The organism is Mesorhizobium sp. USDA 3734 (assembly GCF_056279665.1).
This window is the reverse complement of the sequence record NZ_JBWCCW010000001.1, coordinates 2,601,363-2,626,061: the sequence shown is the minus strand read 5'-3', so window position 1 is coordinate 2,626,061 and position 24,699 is coordinate 2,601,363. Positions and strand designations below refer to the sequence as shown.

Genomic DNA, 24,699 nt, shown 5'->3' with positions numbered 1-24,699 from the left:
TTGTCCCACGCGACTACCGGGCGAGAAAACTACCCTGCCCGCTCGATGCGGATGACCTGCGGCTTGTCGGTCAGATGGCCGTCCTTGGTGATGCCGTCGACGGCCTTGCGCACGGCGGCCTCCGTCGTCTCGTGGGTGACGAGGATCACGGTCTTCTGCACGGCCGCCTCACCGCTGACCGCGTGCTGGACGATCGATTCCAGCGAAATGTCATTGTCGGCCATGCGCTTGGCTATTGCCGCAAACACGCCGATGCGATCATGCACGGTCAGCCGGATGAAGTAGCCGCCGGCATGGCTGCGCATCTGCGCCTTCTTGTAAGGTTTCAGCTCCTTCGCCGGCCGGCCGAAGACCGGACCGTGCTGGAAGCCGGGCCGGCTCTTGGCAATGTCGGCGATGTCGCCGATGACGGCCGAGGCGGTGGCGTTGCCGCCAGCACCGGGACCGGACAGCAGCAGCTCGCCCAGAATGTCGGTCTCGATCGCCACCGCATTGGTGACGCCATGCACCTGCGCGATGACCGAGGCGGTCGGCACCATGGTCGGATGCACCCGCTGCTCGATGCCGCTCTCGGTGCGCTGGGCGACACCAAGCAGCTTGATCCGGTAGCCAAGATCGCCGGCCGCGCGGATGTCGGCCTGGGTGATGTTGGAAATGCCTTCCATGTAGATGTCGTTGGCGGCGATCCTTGTGCCGAACGCAAGGCTGGTCAGGATCGACAGCTTGTGCGCGGTGTCGTGGCCCTCGATGTCGAAGGTCGGATCGGCCTCGGCATAACCCAGTCGCTGCGCGTCCTTCAGGCAGGCGTCGAACGAGATGCCCTCGGCCTCCATGCGGGTCAGGATATAGTTGCAGGTGCCGTTGAGGATGCCGAAGACGCGGGTGACCGAATTGCCGGCCATCGCCTCGCGCATCGTCTTGATGACCGGGATGCCGCCCGCCACAGCCGCCTCGTAGTTGAGCAGCACGCCCTTCTTCTCGGCGATCTCGGCCAGCGCCACGCCATGCTTGGCCAGCAGCGCCTTGTTGGCGGTGACGACGTGACGGCCGGCTTCGAGTGCCGCCTTCACCGATGAGCGCGCCGGCCCCTCGTCGCCGCCGATCAGTTCGACGAACACGTCGATTTCGGCGGTCTGGGCCATCTTGACCGGGTCGTCGAACCACTTTGCCGAGCTCAGATCGACACCGCGATCACGCTTGTGGTCGCGCGCCGAGACAGCGGTGACGATGACGTCACGACCACACTGGCGGGTCAGCTCCGCCGCCTTGTCGCGCAGCACGCGCGCCACCGACGCGCCAACCGTGCCGAGGCCGGCAATTCCAACACGCAATGCTTCAGCCATGGAAGGCAACGTCCCTCAAGTCAGATCGAAATGGTGTGCGGCAAACTTACCGGTGAGCGGAAAGCGGAACCACATTGTTGGGTTGCTTGGCGCTGGTCGACAGGAAGCGCTTGATGTTGCGCGCCGCCTGGCGGATCCGGTGCTCGTTCTCGACCAGCGCCAAGCGCACGAAATCGTCGCCATGTTCGCCGAAGCCGACACCGGGCGCCACTGCCACGTCGGCATGTTCGATGAGCAGCTTGGAGAATTCGAGCGAACCGAGATGCCTGAACGGCTCCGGGATCGGCGCCCAGGCAAACATCGACGCCGCCGGTGCCGGAATGGTCCAGCCGGCACGGCCGAAGGCATCGACCATCACGTCACGGCGCTTGTGATAGATATCGCGCACCTCAGCGATGTCGGCGCCGTCGCCGTTGAGCGCGTGTGCCGCCGCCACCTGGATCGGCGTGAAGGCGCCGTAGTCAAGATAGGATTTCACCCTGGTCAGCGCCGAGATCAGCCGCTCGTTGCCGACGGCGAAGCCCATGCGCCAGCCCGGCATCGAGAAGGTCTTCGACATCGAGGTGAACTCGACGCAGACGTCGATCGCTCCTGGAACCTGCAGCACCGAAGGCGGCGGATTGCCGTCGAAATAGATCTCCGAATAGGCAAGGTCAGACAGGATGATGATGTCGTTCTTCTTGGCGAAGGCGACCACGTCCTTGTAGAAATCGAGCGAGGCGACCAGCGCCGTCGGGTTCGACGGGTAGTTGAGGATCAGCGCCAGCGGCTTCGGGATCGAATGCTTGACACCGCGCTCGAGCGCCGGGATGAAGCCGTCGTCGGGCTCCACCTGCAGCGAGCGGATGACGCCGCCCGACATGATGAAGCCGAAGGCGTGGATCGGATAGGTCGGGTTCGGGCACAGGATCACGTCGCCCGGCGCCGTGATTGCCTGCGCCATGTTGGCGAAGCCTTCCTTCGAACCAAGCGTGGCCACCACTTGCGTATCGGGATTGAGCTTCACGCCGAAGCGCCTGCTATAGTAGGCGGCCTGGGCGCGGCGCAGGCCCGGAATGCCGCGCGACGAGGAATAGCGGTGCGTACGCGGATCGCGCACGACCTCGCACAGCTTGTCGACGATGGCCTTGGGCGTCGGCAGGTCCGGATTGCCCATGCCGAGGTCGATGATGTCGGCGCCGCGCGAACGGGCGCTGGCCTTGAGCCGGTTGACCTGCTCGAAGACGTAAGGCGGAAGCCGGCGAACCTTGTGAAATTCTTCCATGGCAGTTCCAGACAGAAAGGGGCCCAAGAAATCTAAGGCTATTGGGCGCGCGCTATATACTTATTTGCAGGTAGGGTCGAGGGCGGGGTCGCATTTGGCTTCGATCTGCTTCAGCGTTTCGGCGCCATGCCTCTTGGCGAGATCCGTCAGCGCGGCCTGGTTGGCGACCTTCGGGCCGCCGCCTTTTGCCGCCTGCGAATTCTCATCCGCCTTCAACTGCGCTAGCTTGGCGTTCTTCTCGGCTTCGGTAAACTGCGGCGCGGCCACTTGCGGCTTGATGTTCAGGTTCGGAAAGGTGCCGGTATCCTTCGGTCCCGTGCCCGCGGCGACAGGCGTCGGGCCATTCGTGTTGGCGCTCGAACACCCGGCAATCCCCATGAGGACGATCGCCGCGCCGATGCGGCAAAAACGTCCGGCGCCGAAAAAAACAGTCTCGCCAATATTAATCGTCATATTGTTTCCTTGGCAGCCGAGGTAGAGCGAGATTGGCCCGGTCGGATGTCCCATGTTAATATGTCAAGAAAAGGCCTCGGGAGGAACCCCGCCAACCATGTCCAAAACACCCGATTCGGGCAAAGCGGAAGATGACGAGCCTTCGACCGTCGAGCAATATCTGGTGAAGGACCCGGAACGCTTCGCCCTGAACATGGCGCGTATGATCGAGCAGGCCGGCAAAGCCGCTTCCGCCTGGGCCGAGCCGCGCGAAAAAGGCGAGGTGCGCGATCACGTCGCCGAGCCGGTCGTCGACATGGTGAAGACCTTCTCCAAGCTCAGCGAATACTGGCTTGCCGATCCGCAGCGCGCGCTGGAAGCGCAGACGCGGTTGTTCTCCGGCTACATGACGGTCTGGGCCAACGCCATTCAGCGCACCAGCAACGCTGCGGAAGCGACGGAAGACGCCGTCAAGCCGGAGCGCGGCGACAAGCGCTTCCTCGATCCCGAATGGGGCCGCAACGCCTTCTTCGATTTTCTCAAGCAGGCCTATCTCGTCACCTCGCGCTGGGCGGCCGATCTGGTCGAGCACGCCGAAGGCCTGGACGAGCACACCCGCCACAAGGCCGGCTTCTACGTCAAGCAGGTGTCCAACGCCATCTCGCCGTCGAATTTCATCCTGACCAATCCGGAGCTGTTTCGCGAAACCATCGCCTCGAACGGCGAGAACCTGGTGCGCGGCATGAAGATGCTGGCCGAGGACATCGCCGCCGGCAAGGGCGACCTGAAGCTGCGCCAGGCCGACTATTCACCCTTCGAGATCGGCAGGAACATCGCCACCACCCCTGGCAAGGTGGTTGGCCGCAGCGATGTCGCCGAGATCATCCAGTATGACCCGTCGACCGAGACGGTGCTCAAGCGGCCGCTGCTGATCTGCCCGCCATGGATCAACAAATTCTACATCCTTGATCTGAACCCGCAGAAATCCTTCATCCGCTGGGCGATCGAACAGGGCCACACGGTGTTCGTCATCTCCTGGATCAACCCGGACGAGCGCCACGGCACCAAGGGTTGGGAGGCCTATATCCGCGAGGGCCTGCAATATGGCCTCGACACGGTCGAGAAGGCCACCGGCGAACGCGACGTCAACGCCATCGGCTATTGCGTTGGCGGCACGCTTTTGGCGGCGGCGCTGGCGCTGATGGCGCGCGAGGGCGACGACCGCATCAAGTCGGCCACCTTCTTCACCACGCAGGTCGACTTCACCCATGCCGGCGACCTGAAAGTGTTCGTCGACGAGGAGCAGGTCGCAGCGGTGGAAAAGTCGATGAGCGAAAAGGGCTATCTCGACGGCACCAAGATGGCGACCGCCTTCAACATGCTGCGTTCAGGCGACCTGATCTGGCCCTATGTCGTCAACAACTACATGCGCGGCAAGGATCCCCTGCCCTTCGACCTGCTCTATTGGAATGCCGATTCGACCCGCATGGGGGCGGCCAATCACTCTTTTTACCTGCGCAACTGCTATCTCGAGAACAACCTCTCGCAAGGCATGATGGAGCTGGCGGGCCACACGGTCTCGCTCGGCGACATCACTATCCCGGTCTACAACCTTGCCTCCAAGGAAGATCACATCGCGCCGGCGCTTTCGGTGTTCCTCGGCTCGAAATATTTCGGCGGCAAGGTCGAGTACGTGATGGCGGGATCGGGCCACATCGCAGGTGTCGTAAACCCGCCGGCATCCAACAAATACCAGTACTGGACCGGGGATACGCCGACGGGCGACTTCGGCCAATGGGTAGCCAAGGCCACCGCCCACCCAGGATCCTGGTGGCCGCACTGGCAGAGCTGGATAGAGGCCAAGGACAACACCCGCGTGCCGGCCCGCAAACCCGGCAAGCATATGAAAACCTTGGGGGATGCTCCCGGTACCTATGTGAAGGTGCGTGTGTAACGGACTGTAATGTCTGGTGAGTTGACGGGCCGGTAAAAGCGGGCGAAATGGTGTCGTCAACCATCAAGCAGCCGTAATTCGGCAATCACTGCAAAATACTTCCAGGCTTGCGGATTTGACACAGGTCTCGTTTCCGGATCGGAGACAAAGGTCACCTTGACAGCGACGTATGCGTGCCGCGCCAAGGACATGCCGACCGGACATCGAGGGGGAATTTGGCTTTGAAATCAGCAGGATGGAGCCTCGCAAAGGGAGAACGCCGCGCCATTGTGGCAGCGCTCTGTTCCTTGCTTCTGGCCTCCTGCACCTCGGCTGGCGACCCGACGATGTCGGTCGGAATGCCCGGTTACAATGCCACCGCATCAGACATAAGTGCTGCCTCCAGCGGCAAGGCGACCGTCGCCTCCGATTCGTCTGAGGTCACGACCGAGCAGACGACCGTGATGACGGCGAGCGATACGGCGCTGCCAGAGAAGGTCGCCTATGTGCCGATCGCCAATCCCCAAGCTGCCTTTCCGTTGACCACGCCGGCCGGCGCCGAAACAATCGTCGGCAACACGCCGCAGTCGCTGACACAGCAGGCGCAGACGGCGCAGCAGAACGACACGGTTGCTCAGCAGATCGCCGCCGCCGATGCCGGCGTGAACGCGCCGAAGCCGACAGCCGCTCCGGCCATGAACAATCCGGTCTATGTGACGGCTGGCGAGATGCCGCAGGCCGAAGCGCCAAGGAAAAAAGGTTTTCTGGCCTCGATGTTTGGCGCGACGCCGGCCTCGGCGACGCCTCTCGTAAACACGAGGTCGGGCGAACAGCCTGCGGCGCAGGCAAACGCGGCGCCGGCGGCGGTAAAGCCGATCATCACGCTGGCCTCGGCCAATTCCACGGCAAAGCCGGTGCAACTGGCTTCGCTCGGCGGCGATAGCAACCACATCACTGGCAGCGACGCCCTGCCCGGCGTGCGCCAGACAGCCCTGTTCGAAATCAAGCGCAAGTCCGGCCTCGACGACGAAAGCGACGTCGACCTCAACGAAGATGAGGGACCAGTCGGCGGCTCCTATCAGGTTGCGTCCGCCGCCGGCATGGCCCGCCTGGCGCCCAACGGGCTGCTCAAGCAGAACGAGAGCGTCGATGTGGCCTGCCTGAAGCCGTCGCTGGTGCGCGTGCTGAAGACGATCGAAGGCCACTACGGCCGCAAGATGACGGTGACGTCAGGCTATCGCGACCCGGCCCGCAACCGGCGCGCCAACGGCGCCAAGAATTCGCTGCACATGTATTGCGCCGCCGCCGACATCCAGGTGCCCGGCGTTTCGAAATGGGAGCTGGCGAGCTACATCAGAAGCATGCCCGGCCGCGGCGGTGTCGGCACCTACTGCCACACAGAATCGGTTCACGTCGACGTCGGTCCGGAGCGCGACTGGAACTGGCGCTGCCGCCGGCGCAGCGGTGGTGGCGACGGCTAGCGGCAACTTCGTCATCCCAGGGCGAAGCAGGAGCGAAGCTCCGTCGCGAAGACCCTGGAATCCATGCCAGGACGGTAGCCGACGAGTGCAGCAGAGCAGAATTCCGCACCTTGCCGGACATAGCGAGATCCTTGATTACAAGGCTCGGAAAAAAGTTGTCCAAGGTGGCACCTGACGGGTTGCCGGTTGCGCACAACGCCAGTATAAGCCGCTTCGTCTGAGCGCGCCCATCGTCTAGCGGTTAGGACACCGCCCTTTCACGGCGGTAACAGGGGTTCGATTCCCCTTGGGCGTACCAGGCTTTTCAATGTCTTAGTTAGTTTTGATACCGATGCGCCGAATAAACGCAGGCGGATTTCAGCGAACATTGGCTTTGGAGTTGGCCCATGAAGGTGATGCTGGACACAAATGTCTTCAACCATCTCGTGGAAGGTTCGATCGATCCTGCCTCAATCCCAGCAGAATGGGAGCCTGTGATCACGCATATCCAGAACGACGAAATCGAGCGGACATCCGATCCCACAAAGCGAAACGCTCTCCAAGCCATGGTCACCGCAGTTACGCATGTTCGAGTTCCGACCGAGACTGCGGTGTGGGGTATGTCTCGATGGGGTGAGGCGAAATGGAGGGGCGCGCACCGCCGCGATATGGCGCTTATGCCTTGGCTTTACGGCTAGGGCTGGATAAGGGCGAACGGCTCTAACTATGACTCGCCCCACCCACGCACGGCTTGCATAGATTTCAAATTGGCATTCTCCCTGTTGATCGTCATCCGATCACTGGGAGAATATTTTCGGCTGCAATACCGGCACCGAAGCGTTTTATGATAACGGCAAGCGCCATTGGCACCAGCATAACAGCGACCCCGTCGTTATCAAGCGCTCGCGTCGCCATCGCCACGTGGTCATCCAGAACGACTAGCACCCATACCCGGACCCAGCTCTGAGGAGGAGCCGGGTCGGGACCAAAGGGATATGGCGTTCTCCTTTTGAGGGAATCGCGAACCGTGAAGAGGCGGCGTATAGGTGGCCATCGTACAGTGAGGAGCCGTCACGATGCTCTTTGAACCGCTCACCCTGGACGGCCGAAAGCGAAGCGCCGCCTACCACGCAACACGGCTTTCGACCCTGCGCGGCCGCCTGGCGAAGAAGCTCGACCAGGTCGACCATGCGGCCGATCGGGTTGAACAGGCAGCGGCCGTTTTGGTCGAGGCCACCCGACAACGTGACACGGACGTGACGATCGCACCTTCGGTAGTTTTGATGCATCTGGAAGCCAGTCAGACGCTCAGTCTCTGACCTTTGGGAAGCGGCGAATGTCCTCGCGCGCGCGGCTTTGGCGCCAACACAAGGAAGACGTAGGGCATGAGGCCCCACACCCCCATTCCGTCCAGCTTCGCGGACGGGCATGCTCGCTCGACCGTTCATGCAGCTGAGTTGCATTCTGCTCATGGGGAAAAGGATAACTAAACATAGGGGCTGATCAGGCTAAACGCTGGCGAGACCGAGCCCTGCGCGGTCGCCGGAGGCGTCTATCGCATAGCATCGTGTCGTGGCCGCTGATCCTGATGGCGATAATCATCCTCTGTGGTTTGATCGCGCTCAAGGCTTACAGGTAAGCAGAACCCCAAGCGCGCGGTCTCGCCGATCGCTGTCCTGCCAGAGCCTAGCCGCCGACCAGCGGCACGGTGACGGTTGTCGCGTAGTTGATCGGGAAGTCGGTGAAGTAAGGGAAATCGATGACAAAGGCGTAGGTGGCGGTGAGATGCGCCATGCGGAAGCCGCCACTCACCGGGTCGATGGCGATCGTGACGTTCACATCCTTCAAACCCAGGGCCTGCAATTTCTGCGTGGCGATCGATTGGATATCGGCCTGGGTCAACGTGTTCTGAAGCTGCAGCGAGCGCGATGACGTCTCCAGCGTGTAGCGAACGGTGGAGACCGAGTGCATCGACCAGCCGAAGGCGAAGATCCCGAACAGCAGCATGATGAGGAAGGGCGCGATCACCGCGAACTCCAGCCCCGCCCCGCCCGATCGATCCCGCTCGAACGCGCTTGCCCTAGCGAACACGGATCATCTCCTGGTGGCCGATCGTGGTGGAAGCAGCAAAGGCGCCGAAGGCAACGGGCGGCACCCAGGTGGCCGATGCCTGGATCTGGACATAGATCGATGGCACCTTCGACCCGCTGCACAAGGCGGCAGCGTCGACCACGGTCGTCGCGCACATATGAATTCGGGTCAGCGTGACCTGGCCGTCCTCCGGCCGATTCTGCCAGCTCGAAATGGCAATGGCCTTGATCACCGTATCATCGTTCGATCCGCCCATGACCAGGTTCGCGGCAGTCTTGACGCCGGCGCGCATCGACAGCGAACTCGTCACGTAGGACCAGCCGTCCAGAATACCAAGCAGCACCAGGCACAGGATGGGCAGCACCATCGCGAACTCGACCGCCGCAACGCCCGTATCATCGCCAAGGATCGGCATCGATCGGCGTTCCACGAGGCTACTCGGCCAGTGCAACGGACCGCGCGGCCGGAATGTTGGGCACTCCCAGACTCGTGCAATCCTGATTGATGGTTGAATTCCCAGACCATTGGATCGTATCGGCGACGACCCGGGTACAGCCGCCATTGCCCGAGAAGTTGCCAAGATAGTTCACTTGCTGCTTGGGGAAGTAGATGGCTCCGGTCAAAAGCGAGTCCGCTGTGCCGTTGAATGTGCTGGATGCGCTGGTACCGGTCCTGTCGCCGTAGAAGAGGACGCCTGAGTAGGTGCCAGAAGTCGGCGCGCTGAGCTGCACGGAGGCATTGCCATTCATGCTGACCGTCGAACTGCCCGACATGAAGATGGTCACCCCGCTGCCGGTGATGGCCGCGTTGGCGTTTATCTTGAAGCTGCCCTGAACGACATAGACGCCAGGCGAAAGCGAGACATTGCCCTTCAGCGTCATGCCGCTGCAATAGGTGCCTGGACTGAGCGTCGCCTTGTTATCGTTCTGGCAGGGGGGCGAGGGCGTTGGAGCCGGTAGGCCGGCAAATGGATCGGCGGCAGGCAGTGCCTGGGTGATCGGGGCCGCGCATACGGTCGTGACAGGATTGCTGAGGGAGACACCGCCCGCCGATAGCAGGCAATCGGCCTGGAGCCCCGCCGAGCCCTGAAGCTTGATGGCATCAGAGGCGATCGAATTGGACATCACCGAGCAGCCGATGAGCTTCACGCTGGTGCTGCCGGAAAACAGCACCGCCTGGGAAGCGGATGGATCGAGCGCGAGCATGCAGGCGCTCGAGGCGTCGGTGATGAGGGCCACCGCCCTCGCCTGCTCGGGAACCTGGGCCTGCGTGAAGATCAAGGTGAACATCCGGTCGAGCTTCTGGCCGACGATCACCTCGACAGCTTTCTTCGTTGTATTCGGTCCGGACGCCGGCGGCGTATTGACGACGATCGTGCCCGAACCCAGCCCGTTCGACGTGGCCGACTGGGTCGCGGCCGCGATGATCGTCGGCTTGTCGGAACCCGAGATCTGTTCAAGCGCGCCGGCATAGGCGGCGGCATCGGCCATCGCCTGCAATCTCAGGCTGTTGTAATACCAATAGGAGGTCTCGACACCGAAGCCGGCGGCGCCGGCAACGATCGGCAAGGTCAGGGCGAAGATGGTGGCAACATTTGCGCCCGTGCTCCGGCATATACCGTCCGCCATAAGCCGAATTGGGGTGAAGCAATTGAAAGCCATGACATAGATTAGAAATCACGCATATATTAACGAATGGCTAAAAGTTCCGTTCATTGTTTGATCGGTGATCCATTGGCTTCCAAAGAAGGGGATTCATCGACTGATCGACGGATTTTGGACATGACGCTCCTTGCCTGCGCCAGTTCGCCCGGTGCGAGCTCTTTTCATAGTCGCGTGTCTTGGCGGGCGAATGGAGCCAGCGCCATCAAGACACGGCCGCTATTGGAGGACTCAATAGAAGCCAGATCCGCGATATTTTCTTTAAGCGGAAAGAATTGGCATCGACTCCGCAGCCGTTCCGGCCAACATCTCTCGCTGTACGGCCAGGAAAAACCTGCGCACTTCATCGCTGGCTGCTGTTTTGTCCCTGCCGGATCCGACCACGAGATCGAGCAACTCCGACGCCTTGGCCCTCCAGAAGGAGGTGGCGGTCTCGCCATGCAGATTGCCGAGTTTGGTGGCAACCTCTCTGACCAAGAACACCTGACGGTCGATCGGGAATGCACGAACTTTTTCTGGGGACATCTTCCGAACCATGAGACTGACGCAACGAATCAACCATTGCCAACAAGCAATGGCGTAGCCGGGAAGGTGGAAACGGAAGCTTAACGACGATGACGTTGGTGCGCCTGGTGCGATCGTCGGGGACAAAAGGGCGCGGCGATACGCTCACGACATCGCCGTGTGCGTTCAAACACCATCGTTGGCGTTGCAATCGGGCAGGCGAAACGGGCGACGGCCCTCAGGCCTGGAGCGCCCTCGCCTCGCCGCCGCGCTTGCGCGGCGTCATCATGTCCCTGGCCATCAGTCCGCTCGCCCGGCAAAACGCCATGAACGCCCGGCACGCATCCTCGGTCTTGACCACGTCCACCGTGGCGCCAAAGCAGGCGTTGAACGCTTTCTGATAGATCGGGCCCTGACGGCGCGCGGGCCAGTCCTGAAGAAAATCGAGCGCCTGCTCGACGCCGTAAATTTCCTCGACTGGCAGGCCGGGCGCGGGTGCGATGCGCACCGGCACCTCGAATTGCAGTCTGTCCATTTCCTAGCTCCCGAATTGGCGTCACCGAGGCAACGCCATTCGTCGTCAAAAGTTGCTTTGACCGGCTTTTGGCCCAGAAATGTGTCGCCACTTGGGTCGCTGAACCGCCATGTCGCCCAAAACAATCGCGCACTCGAGGATATGCTTTGGGCGACTGCGCTCACTGGTTCGCCGGATCCGTCTCCGCGTCGAAAGCCATGCGAATGGCGGTAATCAGCACAAATATCGTCGGCACAGCAAAGATGCAGCCGAGAACAAGGGCCGCCATCGCCGACAGGCCGAGCGTCTCGGCAACCGCCCAATAGATGGTTCCGATGCAGATGAGCGCCTGGACACAGAGGAACGCGGCAGCCGAGGCCGCACGCGACAGGGTTTTGAAAGTCTTGATCCGTTGTTGCATTGAAAAATAGTCCGGAAATGACGCGCCACGCGACCGCGGCGCGGCCGACAGCCGCCGCACGATCACGACGCGAACAGGGATAGTGATGGGGTGAAGGGGCGGTTCTGGACCGCTCAGGCCGCGATGCTCGGCGGTGCGCGCGGCTGATTGGTGCTCGCTCTCAGAACCGAGGCTGTCCCGTATCCCGAAACACCCGCTCTCGGCGGCGTCCGTTCGACCCAAAGGAAGACAACGTCGGGAACCGGCAGAGCGGGGTGGCCGCCGGCGAACTTGACCAGGGCCGGACGGACGGCGCGAACTTCCAGCGCTTGCGCCTTGCCGGTGACACGCAGCAGCGCCGCCACCTCGCCAGACCGCTCGACACCGACGCTGGCGCCGCCCAGCGCACTATCCGGGAAGGCTGGCACCACCGGCTGGCCGAGGCACAGCATCGCCAGCAGCACCATGCCCATCAGGCATGAGCAGGCTGCCGTCAGCGGCGCTTCAAGCCATCTGGCTTGCCTGGCGGCCGTGAAGGGGCGCGATCTCGAAAACATCACCCGCCCTACCGCACGATGGCCAGAAAGGAAAGCAAACCGGGCAAAACCCGGCAAGACATTAGCCCATGCAAGGCGAATATCCCGAATGCACGGCTGCATCAGGCAGTTCTTCCTTGAACCTTTCGCCCTCAAGTGCCAAATCTGGGGAGATTTTCACGTCGGCCCTCTTGCAGGGTCCTACCGGCTACACGGACAAAATGGTCACCTATCTCGACGCCGCCACGGCACCCCTCAGAAACACCGGCCAGATTCGCCTCTATGGCGAGGACGGCTTTGCCGGCATGCGCAAGGCATGCGATCTCACCGCGCGCTGTCTCGACGAACTGGTGCCGATGGTCGAGCCCGGCGTCACCACTGAAGCAATAGACCGCTTCGTCTTCGAATTCGGCATGGACCATGGCGCGCTGCCGGCGACACTCAACTATCGCGGCTACACGAAATCGTCCTGCACCTCGATCAATCATGTCGTCTGCCATGGCATTCCCGACAACAAGCCGCTCAAGGATGGCGACATCGTCAACATCGACGTCACCTACATCCTGGACGGCTGGCACGGCGATTCCTCGCGCATGTATCCGGTCGGCACGATCAAGCGCGCCGCCGAGCGCCTGCTCGAAGTCACGCATGAATGCCTGATGCGCGGCATAGCGGCGGTCAGGCCCGGCGCCCGCACCGGCGCCATCGGCGCCGCCATCCAGACCTATGCCGAGGGCGAGCGCTGCTCGGTGGTGCGCGATTTCTGCGGCCACGGCGTCGGCCAGCTTTTCCATGACGCACCGAACATCCTGCACTATGGCAGTGCCAATGAGGGCGTCGAGATGCGGCCTGGCATGATCTTCACCATCGAGCCGATGATCAATCTCGGCCGGCCGCACGTGAAGGTTCTGTCGGACGGCTGGACCGCGGTGACGCGCGACCGCTCGCTGTCGGCGCAGTACGAGCACACGATCGGCGTAACCGACACCGGCTGCGAGATTTTCACCCTGTCGCCCAAAAAGCTCGACCGCCCCGGCCTGCCGGCTTAAACCGTCTTACCCGGCACAAGGCCGTCTATGACGGTTGGGCACTTGGATCATTCGGCAGGTCGATGGTGACGACCAGTCCGTTGGGTTGGTTGTCCTGCAATTCGATCCTGCCGCCGTGAGCCTGGACGATGTCGGCAACGATCGAAAGACCCAGGCCGAAGCCATGCTTCGACGCAATGCCGCGCGACGCATCTTCCTTGAAGAACGGTTCGAAAACACGAGCGCGCGCCGTCATCGGAATGCCCGGCCCGTCATCGCCAACCGTGATGCGTGCCGTCGTATCGGTCGCCGTCAGGGCGACAGTGACATTGCCAGCGAATTTGACCCCGTTGTCGCAGAGATTGGCGATCGCCCGCGCCAGCGCATTGGGCTTGCACCAGCCCAGAAGCCGATCCGGTCCGGAATATGAGACCGGAAACCCGACATCGGAGAATTCAGCACAGACGGTTTGCAGAACGCTGGCAATGTCGGCGCGCTGCAGCTTCTCCGTCGAAACATCGTTGCGCAGATAGGTCAGGGTCTCGTCGATCAGGACTTCGATGTGCTGGACATCGGACAGGATCGCGGTTCGAACGGGGCCGTCATCCATGCGCTCGGCGCGAAGCCGCAGCCGCGTCAAAGGCGTGCGCAGATCATGACTGACGCTGCGCAACATGCGCGTGCGGGTTTCGATCATCGTCCGGATACGCGTTCTCATCCTGTTCAGCGCGCTCGCCAGACCGATCATCTCAATGGAGCCGCGTTCGACGAAAAGCTGGTCGCTATTCTCGATCTCGGTCGAACCGACTGCCGCCGAGATGCGCTTCAACGGGTCCGTCACCGCCCATACCGCAAACAGCCAGATCAGGAGGGGCAAGGCGACGAAACCCATGAACCTATAGAACAAGGTGCGGACGAAGCCTGATGTCAGTAAAGAATCGGGCATGCCGAAATGAGCCAGGACGTCCCGCTGGTCCAGGTCCAGGACAAACGCGTATCGGCCACCGATCCTTATCCAGCGCCCATCAACGGCCCCCCTGTCGATACGGAAAAGCCATTCGATACTTCGCCATTGCAGATAAGAATATGGAATGCTGCGTATCTGTTCCTTGGGCAGCACCTTGAAATCAAAACCAGCTCGCCTAGCCGTAGCCAGAATTGCGCCACGCGCTTCCGTTGGCGTTTCGCGCAACAAGGCAGCAACAACGGCAGCCCGTCTGGCCCCATCGTCAAGGACCGGAAGGTCGACGTTCTCTATAAAATTTTCGACGACCGATCCGACGGACAGGATCACAACCAACGCGAGGACAATGATTGCCGCAAACTGCCCACGCACGGATTGGGGCAGGAAACGGCGGACGAAAACCCTCATGCTTCCTCCACCGTCGCGGTGAAGATGTAGCCACCCAGCCGAACGGTCCTGAGAAGCATCGGATCGCGCGCGTCCTTTTCGATCTTCTGGCGGATCCGGCTGATATGGACATCGATGCTTCGCTCGATCGGCCCGGCGAGCCCGGCATGGGTTACGCCAAGAAGCTCCTCGCGCGAGAGAACCCGGCCTGCATTGCGGCAGAACGCAAGCAACAGGTCGAATTCATGCGTCGTGGTCGCGACCCGCGCATTGTTCGGATCATGCAGTCGCCGGCGTATGGGGTCGAGACTCCAGCCGTCGAAGCGAAGCACCTTCGACCGGTCCCGCTCGTCGGGAGCATAGGCCGTGCGGCGCAGCAGCGCCCGTATCCTGGCCGTCAGCTCGCGCGCGCTGAATGGTTTCGTCACATAGTCATCCGCGCCGATTTCCAGTCCGAAGATACGGTCGATTTCTTCGCCAAGCGCGGTCAGCATCAGGATCGGAATGTTCGTTCCCGCACGAAGACGGCGGCAGATGCTGAGACCGTTTTCACCCGGCAGCATGACATCAAGCACGATGAGATCGAATTTCTGGCTGCGAAGCGCGGCATTCATCTCGACGCCGCTCTCGGCAATTTCCACGATCATGCCGTTATCGGTGAGTGTCTCACCCAGCATGCGCGCGATCTCGACATCGTCTTCGACAATGAGGATACGCGAACCTTGCCTTGCCGATTTGAACTCGGCGCTCAAATCGCTCCGGCTCGCGTTTGCCGCAGCCTGCATCGTTACCTGTTTGGGCATTAAAACCTGTATCCGACAAGAAGCATCCCAGAAGGCTGGATCTTGTCGACGACAATAGGGCTGTCGGCGGCGTCACCCACAAGAATGCCGACCCCCGCCTGGCCACGCACCATCCAGTTCTCGTTGAGCATATATGTGGCGGAGACGGAAAAATCGGCGCGCTTCAACCCGGCGCCGGCATCATAGCGCGCCAGCCCCGAACGAGCCGACTGTTCCGGCGTGACGCCAAAATAGGCCTGCATGTGATTTTTGTCGGCGAAGACAACGGATGCGCTGGCGCCGATCATCAACGATTGCGACAGAGGCTGGCTCACCTCGATCCCGACCGTGCCCAACAGGCCATCGCTGCCGCCGATGGTCTTGTCCAGTTGTGCGAAGATTTCAGCCGGGCCGAACTTCACCGCGGCCTTCGCGCCGACTGTCGCGCCCATGTCGACATCGCCCAAGCCGCGCAGATGATCGGAGTCGTCTTCCTTGCGGCCCATCTCATAGCCAAGCCGCGCGCTCAATGCGAACGGCCCTTGGTCATAGACGGCGATGTTGGCGCCTGTCGGATCGATCGTCACTGTGTCGCGGAATGTTGCCGTGACGAAAGGCACCGGCATGATCTTGAACTCGTCGCTGCCCTCGTATTTGGGGACGATGATGGCGCCACCGCCAAGCACGACATGCCAGTCGGCCAATTTCTGTTCGATGCGCCCGAAACGGGAAGGCTCGGGCGGCGGGATCAAATCGTCGGTATCGACTGCAATGGCGTCGGCCGCCAGCACGATCCCCGAATGCGTTGAAAACAGAACTGCCATCGCCGCAAGAGAGGCCCGGCCAGCGAACATTCCAGAATCGATCTTGGCGAACATGCGTGCTCCAGAACAGCGAGGCGGTGAACCCCTGATGCTCCGACTATTTCAGGTGAAAATGGCCGCATGCATGAAGTGATGTTAAGTTTTGTTGCGCAATCTTGGTCTCATCTTGGCGCCCGTGCGAGAGAAGCCGGAAGTTGACAACACAAGCCGGCATGACGCCCGCGCCGGTCGTCTCACGTTCGCAGAACAGAACGGTTTTCAATCCAGCCGAGAACGGTTTTAATGTCCGCATCGGAGGAGTGTGGGCGGCATATGGGCAACACCGGCGACGACGACGAGCGGAGTTTCTTCTCCGAAGCACCGATGCGGCCAACAGCGAAAGCCAAGGCGGTAGACGAGAAGCCGCACTATATCGGTCATCGCGACCGCTTGCGCGAGCGCTTTGCCTCGGCAGGTCCGGACGCCCTGCCCGATTACGAACTGCTGGAACTTCTGCTCTTTCGCCTGATCCCTCGCGCCGACACCAAGCCGGTCGCCAAGGCGCTGCTGGCGCGCTTCGGCACGCTGGCCGAAGTGCTTGGCGCGCCTCTCGGCCTGTTGCAGGAGGTCAAGGGCATCGGCCCGGCGGTGGCACTCGACCTGAAAATCGTCGCCGCGACGGCGCAGCGCATGGCACGCGGCGAGGTCCACGGCCGCGAGATCCTCTCGTCCTGGCAGCAGCTTCTCGACTATTGTCGCTCAGCCATGGCCTTCGAGGCGCGCGAGCAGTTCCGCATCCTGTTCCTCGACAAGAAGAATGCGTTGATTGCCGACGAGGTGCAGCAGACGGGCACTGTCGACCACACGCCGGTCTACCCCCGGGAAGTGATCAAGCGCGCGCTCGAACTCTCGGCGACCGCCATTATCCTGGTGCACAACCACCCGTCAGGCGACCCGACGCCATCGCGGGCCGATATCGAGATGACCAAGGAGATCATCGACGCGGCCAAGCGCCTGGGCATTGGCGTGCACGACCACATCATCATCGGACGGAAGGGACACGCCAGCATGAAGGGTCTGCTGCTGATCTAGGGCCGGCTCTTCTCGGAGGGGTCGCGGCGGCAAAAGCCGGCATTTTTCCCTAGAGATAGTCGGCTCTGGAATTTCGACCGCAAAAAGAGCATGATGAACTTGGTATTTCCCGGGACGGCTTCGCGCCCCTTGGAATGCCGGGAGGAACGGGACATGGCCGTAGCGCTTGTACTCGTTTTGATTGTCGTGGGCTCAGTGTTGTTTCACCTCCTGAGCCCATGGTGGTGGACGCCGATTGCCTCGAACTGGGCCTATATCGACAACACCATCATCATCACCTTCTGGATCACCGGCGTCGTCTTCGCTGCCGTGGTCCTGTTCATGGCCTATTGCGTCTTCCGCTTCCGTCATCGGGAAGGAAACCGGGCCGCCTACGAACCAGAGAACAAACGGCTCGAATCGTGGCTGACGATCGTCACCGCGGTTGGGGTCACGGCGTTGCTGGTTCCCGGCCTGTTCGTCTGGAGCCGGTTTGTCAACGTCCCGAGCGACGCAACCGACGTCGAGGTCGTCGGCCAGCAGTGGCAGTGGAGTTTCCGTCTGCCCGGCAAGGACGGCAAGCTTGGCACGTCCGACACCCGCGACGTCACCGCTGACAACCCGCTGGGCGTGATTGCCAGCGATCCCAATGGTCAGGACGATGTCGTGGTCGAAGCGGCTGATCTGCATCTGCCGGTCGGCAAACCGGTCAAGATGCTGCTCCGCTCGATCGATGTGCTGCATGATTTCTATGTGCCGGAATTCCGCGCCAAGATGGACATGATCCCGGGCTCGGTCACCTATTTCTGGTTCACCCCGACCAGGACCGGAACCTTTCAGGTCTTGTGCGCCGAACTTTGCGGCCAGGGCCATCCTTTGATGCATGGTGTGGTCATGGTCGACACGCAGCAAGACTACGTGGCCTGGCTTGGTCAGCAGCAGACTTTCGCCCAATTGTCGCCACCCCAGCAGACAGGCTCGGTAGACCAGGCGCCGGGCAAGACGACGGCGTCAGGTTTGAAAATTGCAGCAAGGCTCGAAACGGTCGGGTCTCGCTGAAAAGGACACGGAGGTGTTCCTATGGTCGACATCACGCCTGCAGACGGCATTCCACCGGCCGAAGTCGCGGAAATGGAACTCTACCATCCGCACAGTTGGTGGACGAAATACGTCTTCTCGCAGGACGCCAAGGTTATCGCCATCCAGTATTCGGCGACTGCAACGGGAATCGGCCTTGTTGCTCTGGTTCTATCCTGGCTGATGCGGCTGCAACTCGGATTCCCTGGTACGTTCGACTTCATCACCCCGGAAGCCTACTACCAGTTCATCACCATGCACGGCATGATCATGGTCATCTACCTGCTCACCGCCCTCTTCCTCGGCGGCTTTGGCAACTATCTGATCCCATTGATGGTCGGTGCGCGCGACATGGTCTTTCCCTATGTCAACATGCTGAGCTACTGGATCTACCTGCTCGCCGTGCTGGTTCTGGTGTCGAGCTTCTTTGCGCCCGGCGGACCGACGGGGGCCGGCTGGACGCTCTACCCGCCGCAAGCCATCATGAGCGGCACACCAGGCGGCCAGGACTGGGGCATCATCCTGATGCTCTCCTCGCTGATCCTGTTCATCATCGGCTTCACGATGGGCGGCCTGAACTATGTGGTGACGGTGCTGCAGGGCCGCACGCGCGGCATGACAATGATGCGCCTGCCGCTGACCGTCTGGGGCATCTTCACCGCAACCGTCATGGCGCTGCTCGCCTTTCCGGCGCTGTTCGTCGCCAGCGTGATGATGCTGCTTGACCGCGTCCTCGGAACCAGCTTCTTCATGCCGGCGATCTCCGAGATGGGCGAGCAATTGCAGCACAATGGCGGCAGCCCGATCCTGTTCCAGCACCTGTTCTGGTTCTTCGGCCATCCCGAGGTCTACATCGTGGCGCTGCCGGCCTTCGGCATCGTATCCGACCTGATCAGCACCCATGCACGCAAGAACATCTTCGGCTACCGGATGATGGTCTGGGCCATCGTCGGCATTGGCGCACTCAGCTTCGTGGTCTGGGCGCACCACATGTATGTCAGCGGCATGCACCCCTATTTTGGCTTCTTCTTCGCCACCACGACGCTGATCATCGCCATTCCGACCGCCATCAAGGTCTACAATTGGGTGCTGACCCTATGGCGCGGCGACATCCATCTCACCATACCTATGCTCTTTGCCCTGGCCTTCATCGTCACCTTTGTCAACGGCGGGCTGACTGGCCTGTTCCTCGGCAATGTCGTCGTCGATGTTCCGCTGTCCGACACGATGTTCGTCGTCGCCCATTTCCATATGGTCATGGGCGTCGCCCCGATCCTCGTGGTTTTTGGCGCGATCTACCATTGGTACCCGAAGGTCACCGGCCGGATGCTCAACGAGACGTTGGGCCGGTTCCATTTCTGGGTCACCTTCCTCGGCGCCTACCTGATCTTCTTCCCCATGCACTACCTCGGCCTGATGGGTGTGCCGCGGCGCTACGCTGAACTGACCGACATGACAGTTATGACGGAGTCGGCCCACCATCTGAATTCGTTCATCAGCATCATGGCCTTCATCGTCGGCTTTGCCCAAATGGTGTTTCTGTTCAATCTGATCTGGAGCATCCGCCATGGCCGCGAGGCCGGCGGCAATCCGTGGCGGGCCACGACCCTCGAATGGCAGACACCGCAAACACCGCCGGCCCACGGCAATTTCGGCAAGGACCTGCCGATCGTCTATCGCTGGGCCTATGACTACAGCGTACCGGGCGCCAAGGAGGATTTCATCCCGCAGAACATGCCGGGCTCCTTCGGCCCCTCAAGGGAGCCGGCATGAGCGTCATCCTGGTCTTCCTGCTCGTCATCGCCGGCTTTGCCGGATGGTGGCTTTCGCACCAGAGGCTGATGACCAAGCCATGGCTCGAACAAGGCTTGGCCAGCGATTTTGTCGGCTTCGACCGGTCGGCGTTGCCCACCGCCAAGATCGGCCTCGGTGTCTTCCTCGCCGTCGTCGGCTGCCTGTTCGCGCTCTTCACCAGCGCCTATTTCATGCGGATGGCGGTGTCGGACTGGCAGCCGCTGCCGCTGCCGCGCCTGCTCTGGCTCAACACAGGCGTGCTGGTCTTGAGCAGCATCGCGCTGCAATGCGCCGTCGTCGCCGCGCGCAAGCGGCAGATCGACATGGTCAGGCTCGGCCTTGCCACGGCCGGGCTCACGGCGCTCGCCTTCCTGATCGGACAGCTGATCGCATGGCGACAGCTGACCGAAGATGGCTATCTGCTGAGCTCCAATCCGGCCAACAGCTTTTTCTACCTGATCACCGGCATGCATGGCCTGCACATACTGGGCGGGCTGGTGGGCCTCGGCAGAACGACCGCCGGCGCCTGGAATGGAGCGCGGCCGGAGCGGCTTCGTCTCAGTGTCGAACTGTGCGCCATGTACTGGCATTTCCTGCTCTTCGTCTGGCTCGCCATCTTCGCCCTGCTGGCAGGTTGGGCCGCGACGTTCATCGACATTTGCCGACAGTTGCTGACCTAAGGGGGATCAAGCGGATGGCAGAGACACTGACGCATATCAGCCAGACGGAGGCACGGCCCACAGGCTGGCAAGGCATTGCCGCCGACTGGTCCTCAGATCAGCGCGCGTTCAAGAACGTGTCCTGGGGCAAGGCCATGATGTGGATCTTCCTGCTCAGCGACACCTTCATCTTCGGCTGCTTCCTGCTCTCCTACATGACCGCGCGCATTTCGACCCGCGTGCCGTGGCCCAATCCGAGCGAGGTCTTTGCGCTTCGTATCGGCGGCTCGGATATCCCGCTGATTCTTATTGCCATCATGACCTTCGTGCTGATCTCAAGCAGCGGGACGATGGCCATGGCGGTCAATTTTGGCTATCGCCGCGACCGCCGCAAGACGGCGATCCTCATGCTTCTGACCGCGGCACTCGGCGCGACCTTTGTCGGCATGCAGGCCTTCGAATGGACCAAGCTGATCACTGAAGGGGTGCGGCCCTGGGGCAATCCCTGGGGCGCCGCACAATTCGGTTCGTCTTTTTTCATGATCACCGGTTTCCACGGCACCCATGTGACGATCGGGGTGATCTTCCTGATCATCGTGGCCCGAAAGGTCTGGCGCGGAGATTTCGACACCGGACGGCGCGGCTTTTTCACCAGCCGCACGGGCCGCTACGAGAACGTCGAGATCATGGGGCTGTACTGGCACTTCGTCGATCTGGTCTGGGTGTTCATCTTCGCATTCTTCTATCTTTGGTGAGAGGCAGACATGGCTGAGGCAACCGCAAACGGCCTGGGGCAACACGCACTTCACACTGGTCATGCGCATGAAGCGCCGGCGACCGGCATCGCCCATGTAGAGGTTCACCAGGAGCACCCGATCAAGCTCTATCTGGTGGTCTGGGCGTGGCTGTTCATCCTCAGCACCTGCTCCTACCTGGTCGATTATTTCGGCCTTCACGGCTATCTCAGATGGTCGCTGATCCTGATCTTCATGATCCTCAAGGCAGGGCTGATCGTCGCTGTCTTCATGCACATGGCCTGGGAACGGCTGGCACTGGCTTATGCGATCATCCTGCCGCCGATACTGGTGCTGGTGTTCGTGACAATGATGGTCTTCGAAGCCGACTACACGCTTTTCACCCGGCTGACGTTTTTCGGATCCGGGCCCTGACGCTCCCAAGCGTCGCGAGCTCCGGCAAGGGAGGCCAAGATGACGATCGCAACCAGACTGAAGGACTTCATCGACGGGAAAGGCATTTCATACGACACCGTCGCTCATCATCGCACTTCAACAAGCCGGCAGTCAGCAATCGCCGCGCATGTGCCCGGCAGCATCATGGCGAAATCCGTGGTCGTTCACCACGAGCTTGGCTATACGCTGGCCGTGGTTCCGAGCACCCACAGGATCGAGCTTGGCAGGTTGCAAGACGTCATGGACAAGCGTCTCGGACTCGCCTCCGAAGACGAGGTGATCTTGCTCTTCGGTGATTGCGACACTGGTGCCATCCCGCCGATCGGCGCAGCTTACGATGTGCCGGTGATTGTCGATGAAAGCCTTGGCGATGCCGCCGAAGTCTACTTCGAAGGCGGCGACCACAGAACGCTGGTGCATGTCAGCGGCAAGGATTTTCGCAACCTGACCATGGGTGCATACCAAGCCCGCTTCAGTCACCCGGCCTACTGACGGCTTCGATCAAACTTGCACCGGCACCCCTCGCCGGTGCGGTGAGGCGCTTCCTCAACTCGCCGGTCTTGCAGGCGACTCCACGACCTTGCGGTAGACATGCCAGGTGGCGTGACCGAGGATCGGCAACACGATGGCCAGCCCGACGAACACCGGCAACGAGCCGATGATCAGGGCGACGGCGACAATCAGTCCCCAGACAGCCATGGTGATCGGGTTCGCCAGCACCGCACGAACCGAGGTGTGGATGGCTTCGTACGCGCCGACGTCGCGGTCGAGCAACAATGGGAAGGCGACGACCGTTGTGCACAACACCACCACAGCGAAGACGAAGCCGATGGCGTGCCCCAGGATAATCAGCGTCCAGCCGCGTCCGGTGGCAAATATCTCATTGATGAAGCCGGATATGGATTCCGGCGGAGCCGGGCCGAAAAGATATTGGTAGAACATCTGCGCCGTCAAAAGCCAGGTGATGAAGATTGCAAACAGCATGATCCCGACCGCCGCGATGGCCGGCAGCGCCGGAGAATTCCGGACCTCGAAAGCGTGTCTCCAGGAGGTATCGAGTCCGGCCTCCCGTCTGCGGCTGATTTCGTAGAGACCTATCGCCGCGAATGGGCCAATCAGCGCAAAACCGGAGACCAGCGGAAACAACAACGGCAACGCATTGGCGCCAGAAGTCCAGGCGGCGAGCACGACGCCTACGAGCGGATAGATCAGGCAGAGAAAAACGATGTGCGACGGTTTGACCATGAAGTCGTCGACGCCCCGCTTGAGCGCGTCGAAAAGGTCGGAAACGCCGATTTTTCGAATTTTGGTATGTTCCAGCGTCTCGCTGGCGCCTGCTATCACATGAAAGCTTGCCATGACCGTTCCTCCAGACCTGGTCCGGTTAGGTCGCGGTTTCGCGGTGCTGCCGTTCTGCGTGACTGGCCACGCAAAACCGCGACCTGCACCGCAATCAACATACTCTCTTGCCAGAGACTTGTCGCCCTTTGTCGGAAGAGCCCCGGCGGTCCGGCTAGCTCTGGTGGTCTTTTTTCGATATTCTAGGGTCGAAGGTGAAGGTCATGGACGGAAGGACGCTTCTCATACTCGGCCTTGGCATAGTCGCCCTGCTGATCCTGGGATTCTGTGCAATACCATCGTGATGTTCGAGCCTATGCTGGTCTGCAACGTCTTCTACGCAGCAACTACAGACCGGCGTCTTGACCGGGCGAATGTTTCGACAACAGCGATCATACCGTCAACCTCCGGTCGACATGAACGCTCGCATTGCGATGGTGTCGGCAAGCAGTATGGCAAAGATCGCGAAGAGATAGAAAATCGAGAAGGCAAACAGCGCCTTAGCAGGCTTCATCTCCTTGTCTGGAACGACCAGAACCGTCCAGGCGTGCCAGATGAAACCTGCGCCCAATGCAGCCGAAGCAATTCCATAGAACCCGCTCGCGTATCCGAATGCCCAGGGCAGCACGCCGATTGGCGCCAGGAGCAGTGAATAGGCGAATATCTGTTTTTTGGTCGAGGCTTGGCCAGCCACGTTCGGCATCATCGGGATGCCGGCGGCGGCGTAGTCGCCGACCTTGAATAGCGCTAGCGCCCAGAAATGCGGTGGCGTCCACAGAAAGATGATCAGGAACAGGATGAGGCTTTCAACGCCGATGGTGCCAGTTGCGGCCGCCCAGCCAATGACAGGAGGAAGGGCGCCCGCCGCGCCACCGATGACGATGTTCTGCGGCGTCGAACGCTTCAGCCACATCGTATAGATGACGACGTAGAAGAAGATGGTGAAGGCCAGCAGCGATGCGGCAAGCCAGCCCACCAACACGCCGAGCGTCGTGACCGAAAGCGCGGAAAGCACCAGGCCGAAGCCGAGAGCTTCGCCTGGCGTGATGCGGCCCGACGGAACCGGCCGCTTTGATGTGCGCGACATCAGCGCGTCGATATCCGCGTCGTACCACATGTTGAGGGCCCCGGCCGCTCCTGCTCCGATCGCAATCGCACCGATAGCAATCGCGGCGATGACCGGATTCATCGCGCCAGGCGCCGCCATCAGGCCAACGAAGGCAGTGAATACGGCAAGCACCATGACCCGAGGCTTCAAAAGCGCGAAGAAATCACCCGCCGTCGCTTCCGAGAGGCGGATGCTGGTATCCTTGAGGCGGTTTTCCCTAGTCGACATCTCAGACCGATGGAAGCAGGCAACCTGGGCCATGATCCCGAACTGAGGGCGCGCGAGCGAAAACTGAAACCCGGTTTTTGCTTACGCTGCCCTCGGTTTGGATAAGATCGCGGCAAAACAATAGGTTGGACG

29 protein-coding genes and 1 tRNA gene are annotated in these 24,699 nt (G+C 61.3%); 14 read left to right on the top strand and 16 right to left on the bottom strand.

Annotated elements, in window-relative coordinates; all coding sequences use genetic code 11:
• Positions 1–29: 29 nt before the first annotated feature.
• Genes ACZ89F_RS12540 through ACZ89F_RS12530 form a run of 3 tightly spaced genes read right to left on the bottom strand, consistent with a single transcriptional unit; the run spans position 30 to position 3,060 of the window.
• Positions 30–1,343, bottom strand: a complete 1,314-nt coding sequence (locus ACZ89F_RS12540; protein WP_476092187.1) for a homoserine dehydrogenase — start codon at positions 1,341–1,343, stop codon at positions 30–32.
• A 46-nt stretch (positions 1,344–1,389) separates the two neighbouring features.
• A complete protein-coding gene (locus ACZ89F_RS12535; protein WP_476092186.1) occupies positions 1,390–2,607 on the bottom strand; it encodes an LL-diaminopimelate aminotransferase in 1,218 nt (405 codons plus the stop codon).
• A 60-nt stretch (positions 2,608–2,667) separates the two neighbouring features.
• The gene (locus ACZ89F_RS12530; RefSeq protein ID WP_476092185.1) at positions 2,668–3,060 is read right to left on the bottom strand and encodes a hypothetical protein; all 393 of its coding nucleotides are present in this window, start codon (positions 3,058–3,060) and stop codon (positions 2,668–2,670) included.
• Positions 3,061–3,157: 97 nt separating this feature from the next.
• Here ACZ89F_RS12530 and ACZ89F_RS12525 point away from each other — a divergent pair, with 97 nt between their 5' ends.
• The 4 genes from ACZ89F_RS12525 to ACZ89F_RS12510 all read left to right on the top strand — a co-directional run bounded on the left by ACZ89F_RS12525 (position 3,158) and on the right by ACZ89F_RS12510 (position 7,130).
• Positions 3,158–4,993 carry a PHA/PHB synthase family protein gene (locus tag ACZ89F_RS12525; protein WP_476092184.1) on the top strand — a complete coding sequence of 612 codons (1,836 nt, stop codon included), beginning with the start codon at positions 3,158–3,160 and terminating at the stop codon, positions 4,991–4,993.
• A gap of 215 nt (positions 4,994–5,208) precedes the next feature.
• The gene (locus tag ACZ89F_RS12520; protein ID WP_476092183.1) at positions 5,209–6,453 is read left to right on the top strand and encodes a YcbK family protein; all 1,245 of its coding nucleotides are present in this window, start codon (positions 5,209–5,211) and stop codon (positions 6,451–6,453) included.
• Positions 6,454–6,676: 223 nt separating this feature from the next.
• Positions 6,677–6,751, top strand: a tRNA-Glu gene (locus ACZ89F_RS12515).
• 88 nt (positions 6,752–6,839) lie between these two features.
• The gene (locus tag ACZ89F_RS12510) at positions 6,840–7,130 is read left to right on the top strand and encodes a hypothetical protein (RefSeq protein ID WP_476092182.1); all 291 of its coding nucleotides are present in this window, start codon (positions 6,840–6,842) and stop codon (positions 7,128–7,130) included.
• A gap of 91 nt (positions 7,131–7,221) precedes the next feature.
• On the opposite strand, the gene ACZ89F_RS12505 is transcribed toward ACZ89F_RS12510, so the two are convergent.
• Positions 7,222–7,353, bottom strand: coding sequence for a hypothetical protein (locus tag ACZ89F_RS12505; protein WP_476092181.1), 132 nt, complete (start codon positions 7,351–7,353; stop codon positions 7,222–7,224).
• 155 nt (positions 7,354–7,508) lie between these two features.
• On the opposite strand from ACZ89F_RS12505, the gene ACZ89F_RS12500 reads away from it, so the two are divergent.
• Positions 7,509–7,751 carry a hypothetical protein gene (locus ACZ89F_RS12500; protein WP_476092180.1) on the top strand — a complete coding sequence of 81 codons (243 nt, stop codon included), beginning with the start codon at positions 7,509–7,511 and terminating at the stop codon, positions 7,749–7,751.
• 367 nt (positions 7,752–8,118) lie between these two features.
• Here ACZ89F_RS12500 and ACZ89F_RS12495 read toward each other — a convergent pair whose 3' ends face one another.
• The 7 genes from ACZ89F_RS12495 to ACZ89F_RS12465 form a co-directional block, all read right to left on the bottom strand.
• Positions 8,119–8,523 (bottom strand): TadE/TadG family type IV pilus assembly protein, encoded by a 405-nt coding sequence (locus ACZ89F_RS12495; RefSeq protein WP_476092179.1) that lies wholly within the window; start codon positions 8,521–8,523, stop codon positions 8,119–8,121.
• Complete coding sequence (locus tag ACZ89F_RS12490) at positions 8,513–8,938, bottom strand: TadE family protein (RefSeq protein WP_476092178.1); 426 nt, start codon at positions 8,936–8,938, stop codon at positions 8,513–8,515. The genes ACZ89F_RS12495 and ACZ89F_RS12490 overlap by 11 nt, the downstream gene beginning before the upstream one ends.
• A 19-nt stretch (positions 8,939–8,957) precedes the next feature.
• Positions 8,958–10,184 (bottom strand): DUF7305 domain-containing protein, encoded by a 1,227-nt coding sequence (locus tag ACZ89F_RS12485; protein ID WP_476092177.1) that lies wholly within the window; start codon positions 10,182–10,184, stop codon positions 8,958–8,960.
• Positions 10,185–10,445: 261 nt separating this feature from the next.
• Positions 10,446–10,709, bottom strand: coding sequence for a DUF6074 family protein (locus ACZ89F_RS12480; RefSeq protein ID WP_476092176.1), 264 nt, complete (start codon positions 10,707–10,709; stop codon positions 10,446–10,448).
• 217 nt (positions 10,710–10,926) lie between these two features.
• The gene (locus ACZ89F_RS12475; protein WP_013532001.1) at positions 10,927–11,223 is read right to left on the bottom strand and encodes a DUF982 domain-containing protein; all 297 of its coding nucleotides are present in this window, start codon (positions 11,221–11,223) and stop codon (positions 10,927–10,929) included.
• A gap of 160 nt (positions 11,224–11,383) precedes the next feature.
• Positions 11,384–11,689: a hypothetical protein gene (locus tag ACZ89F_RS12470; RefSeq protein ID WP_476092175.1), complete on the bottom strand. Its 306-nt coding sequence runs from the start codon at positions 11,687–11,689 to the stop codon at positions 11,384–11,386.
• A gap of 47 nt (positions 11,690–11,736) precedes the next feature.
• On the bottom strand, positions 11,737–12,159 hold the full coding sequence (locus tag ACZ89F_RS12465) for a hypothetical protein (protein WP_476092174.1): 423 nt from the start codon (positions 12,157–12,159) through the stop codon (positions 11,737–11,739).
• A 200-nt stretch (positions 12,160–12,359) separates the two neighbouring features.
• On the opposite strand from ACZ89F_RS12465, the gene map reads away from it, so the two are divergent.
• Entirely contained in the window at positions 12,360–13,187 is an 828-nt protein-coding gene (map, locus tag ACZ89F_RS12460) for a type I methionyl aminopeptidase (RefSeq protein WP_476092173.1), read from the top strand.
• A gap of 25 nt (positions 13,188–13,212) precedes the next feature.
• Here map and ACZ89F_RS12455 read toward each other — a convergent pair whose 3' ends face one another.
• Entirely contained in the window at positions 13,213–14,112 is a 900-nt protein-coding gene (locus tag ACZ89F_RS12455) for a sensor histidine kinase (protein ID WP_476092172.1), read from the bottom strand.
• Positions 14,113–14,118: 6 nt separating this feature from the next.
• Between ACZ89F_RS12455 and ACZ89F_RS12450 the strand changes: the two genes are divergently transcribed.
• Positions 14,119–14,568: a hypothetical protein gene (locus tag ACZ89F_RS12450; protein WP_476092171.1), complete on the top strand. Its 450-nt coding sequence runs from the start codon at positions 14,119–14,121 to the stop codon at positions 14,566–14,568.
• Here ACZ89F_RS12450 and ACZ89F_RS12445 read toward each other — a convergent pair.
• Positions 14,535–15,302: a response regulator gene (locus ACZ89F_RS12445; protein WP_476097272.1), complete on the bottom strand. Its 768-nt coding sequence runs from the start codon at positions 15,300–15,302 to the stop codon at positions 14,535–14,537. The two genes, ACZ89F_RS12450 and ACZ89F_RS12445, sit on opposite strands and share 34 nt — an antisense overlap.
• Positions 15,303–15,319: 17 nt before the next feature.
• The gene (locus tag ACZ89F_RS12440) at positions 15,320–16,177 is read right to left on the bottom strand and encodes a MipA/OmpV family protein (RefSeq protein WP_476092170.1); all 858 of its coding nucleotides are present in this window, start codon (positions 16,175–16,177) and stop codon (positions 15,320–15,322) included.
• 258 nt (positions 16,178–16,435) lie between these two features.
• Here ACZ89F_RS12440 and radC point away from each other — a divergent pair, with 258 nt between their 5' ends.
• The 7 genes from radC (at position 16,436) to ACZ89F_RS12405 (ending at position 22,385) form a co-directional block, all read left to right on the top strand.
• Complete coding sequence (gene radC / locus ACZ89F_RS12435) at positions 16,436–17,194, top strand: RadC family protein (protein WP_476092169.1); 759 nt, start codon at positions 16,436–16,438, stop codon at positions 17,192–17,194.
• A gap of 153 nt (positions 17,195–17,347) precedes the next feature.
• Positions 17,348–18,232, top strand: coding sequence for a cytochrome c oxidase subunit II (locus ACZ89F_RS12430; RefSeq protein WP_476092168.1), 885 nt, complete (start codon positions 17,348–17,350; stop codon positions 18,230–18,232).
• 21 nt (positions 18,233–18,253) lie between these two features.
• Positions 18,254–20,023, top strand: a complete 1,770-nt coding sequence (gene ctaD, locus ACZ89F_RS12425) for a cytochrome c oxidase subunit I (protein WP_476092167.1) — start codon at positions 18,254–18,256, stop codon at positions 20,021–20,023.
• Positions 20,020–20,724 carry a cytochrome c oxidase subunit 3 gene (locus ACZ89F_RS12420; RefSeq protein WP_476092166.1) on the top strand — a complete coding sequence of 235 codons (705 nt, stop codon included), beginning with the start codon at positions 20,020–20,022 and terminating at the stop codon, positions 20,722–20,724. The genes ctaD and ACZ89F_RS12420 overlap by 4 nt, the downstream gene beginning before the upstream one ends.
• Positions 20,725–20,738: 14 nt before the next feature.
• Positions 20,739–21,458: a heme-copper oxidase subunit III family protein gene (locus ACZ89F_RS12415; protein WP_476092165.1), complete on the top strand. Its 720-nt coding sequence runs from the start codon at positions 20,739–20,741 to the stop codon at positions 21,456–21,458.
• A 9-nt stretch (positions 21,459–21,467) separates the two neighbouring features.
• Positions 21,468–21,872: a cytochrome C oxidase subunit IV family protein gene (locus ACZ89F_RS12410; RefSeq protein ID WP_476092164.1), complete on the top strand. Its 405-nt coding sequence runs from the start codon at positions 21,468–21,470 to the stop codon at positions 21,870–21,872.
• A gap of 39 nt (positions 21,873–21,911) precedes the next feature.
• The gene (locus ACZ89F_RS12405; RefSeq protein WP_476092163.1) at positions 21,912–22,385 is read left to right on the top strand and encodes an aminoacyl-tRNA deacylase; all 474 of its coding nucleotides are present in this window, start codon (positions 21,912–21,914) and stop codon (positions 22,383–22,385) included.
• A gap of 54 nt (positions 22,386–22,439) precedes the next feature.
• Here ACZ89F_RS12405 and ACZ89F_RS12400 read toward each other — a convergent pair whose 3' ends face one another.
• Together ACZ89F_RS12400 and ACZ89F_RS12395 are read right to left on the bottom strand one after the other, a co-directional pair.
• Positions 22,440–23,252 (bottom strand): DUF2189 domain-containing protein, encoded by an 813-nt coding sequence (locus tag ACZ89F_RS12400; RefSeq protein ID WP_476092162.1) that lies wholly within the window; start codon positions 23,250–23,252, stop codon positions 22,440–22,442.
• A gap of 379 nt (positions 23,253–23,631) precedes the next feature.
• Positions 23,632–24,567, bottom strand: a complete 936-nt coding sequence (locus tag ACZ89F_RS12395) for a heme o synthase (protein ID WP_476092161.1) — start codon at positions 24,565–24,567, stop codon at positions 23,632–23,634.
• Between the last annotated feature and the right edge of the window lie 132 nt (positions 24,568–24,699).

What these genes read in the sequence shown, in the direction of transcription:
- ACZ89F_RS12530 (WP_476092185.1), bottom strand. Translation starts at nt 3,060, where the DNA reads ATGACGATTAATATTGGCGAGACTGTTTTTTTCGGCGCCGGACGTTTT.
- ACZ89F_RS12465 (WP_476092174.1), bottom strand. Translation starts at nt 12,159, where the DNA reads ATGTTTTCGAGATCGCGCCCCTTCACGGCCGCCAGGCAAGCCAGATGG.
- ACZ89F_RS12535 (WP_476092186.1), bottom strand. Translation starts at nt 2,607, where the DNA reads ATGGAAGAATTTCACAAGGTTCGCCGGCTTCCGCCTTACGTCTTCGAG.
- ACZ89F_RS12400 (WP_476092162.1), bottom strand. Translation starts at nt 23,252, where the DNA reads ATGGCAAGCTTTCATGTGATAGCAGGCGCCAGCGAGACGCTGGAACAT.
- ACZ89F_RS12485 (WP_476092177.1), bottom strand. Translation starts at nt 10,184, where the DNA reads ATGGCTTTCAATTGCTTCACCCCAATTCGGCTTATGGCGGACGGTATA.
- ACZ89F_RS12540 (WP_476092187.1), bottom strand. Translation starts at nt 1,343, where the DNA reads ATGGCTGAAGCATTGCGTGTTGGAATTGCCGGCCTCGGCACGGTTGGC.
- ACZ89F_RS12490 (WP_476092178.1), bottom strand. Translation starts at nt 8,938, where the DNA reads ATGCCGATCCTTGGCGATGATACGGGCGTTGCGGCGGTCGAGTTCGCG.
- ACZ89F_RS12480 (WP_476092176.1), bottom strand. Translation starts at nt 10,709, where the DNA reads ATGTCCCCAGAAAAAGTTCGTGCATTCCCGATCGACCGTCAGGTGTTC.
- ACZ89F_RS12440 (WP_476092170.1), bottom strand. Translation starts at nt 16,177, where the DNA reads ATGTTCGCCAAGATCGATTCTGGAATGTTCGCTGGCCGGGCCTCTCTT.
- ctaD (WP_476092167.1), top strand. Translation starts at nt 18,254, where the DNA reads ATGGTCGACATCACGCCTGCAGACGGCATTCCACCGGCCGAAGTCGCG.
- ACZ89F_RS12475 (WP_013532001.1), bottom strand. Translation starts at nt 11,223, where the DNA reads ATGGACAGACTGCAATTCGAGGTGCCGGTGCGCATCGCACCCGCGCCC.
- ACZ89F_RS12420 (WP_476092166.1), top strand. Translation starts at nt 20,020, where the DNA reads ATGAGCGTCATCCTGGTCTTCCTGCTCGTCATCGCCGGCTTTGCCGGA.
- ACZ89F_RS12395 (WP_476092161.1), bottom strand. Translation starts at nt 24,567, where the DNA reads ATGTCGACTAGGGAAAACCGCCTCAAGGATACCAGCATCCGCCTCTCG.
- ACZ89F_RS12510 (WP_476092182.1), top strand. Translation starts at nt 6,840, where the DNA reads ATGAAGGTGATGCTGGACACAAATGTCTTCAACCATCTCGTGGAAGGT.
- ACZ89F_RS12525 (WP_476092184.1), top strand. Translation starts at nt 3,158, where the DNA reads ATGTCCAAAACACCCGATTCGGGCAAAGCGGAAGATGACGAGCCTTCG.
- ACZ89F_RS12500 (WP_476092180.1), top strand. Translation starts at nt 7,509, where the DNA reads ATGCTCTTTGAACCGCTCACCCTGGACGGCCGAAAGCGAAGCGCCGCC.
- ACZ89F_RS12450 (WP_476092171.1), top strand. Translation starts at nt 14,119, where the DNA reads ATGAGCCAGGACGTCCCGCTGGTCCAGGTCCAGGACAAACGCGTATCG.
- ACZ89F_RS12405 (WP_476092163.1), top strand. Translation starts at nt 21,912, where the DNA reads ATGACGATCGCAACCAGACTGAAGGACTTCATCGACGGGAAAGGCATT.
- ACZ89F_RS12455 (WP_476092172.1), bottom strand. Translation starts at nt 14,112, where the DNA reads ATGCCCGATTCTTTACTGACATCAGGCTTCGTCCGCACCTTGTTCTAT.
- radC (WP_476092169.1), top strand. Translation starts at nt 16,436, where the DNA reads ATGGGCAACACCGGCGACGACGACGAGCGGAGTTTCTTCTCCGAAGCA.
- ACZ89F_RS12415 (WP_476092165.1), top strand. Translation starts at nt 20,739, where the DNA reads ATGGCAGAGACACTGACGCATATCAGCCAGACGGAGGCACGGCCCACA.
- ACZ89F_RS12430 (WP_476092168.1), top strand. Translation starts at nt 17,348, where the DNA reads ATGGCCGTAGCGCTTGTACTCGTTTTGATTGTCGTGGGCTCAGTGTTG.
- ACZ89F_RS12410 (WP_476092164.1), top strand. Translation starts at nt 21,468, where the DNA reads ATGGCTGAGGCAACCGCAAACGGCCTGGGGCAACACGCACTTCACACT.
- ACZ89F_RS12445 (WP_476097272.1), bottom strand. Translation starts at nt 15,302, where the DNA reads ATGCAGGCTGCGGCAAACGCGAGCCGGAGCGATTTGAGCGCCGAGTTC.
- map (WP_476092173.1), top strand. Translation starts at nt 12,360, where the DNA reads ATGGTCACCTATCTCGACGCCGCCACGGCACCCCTCAGAAACACCGGC.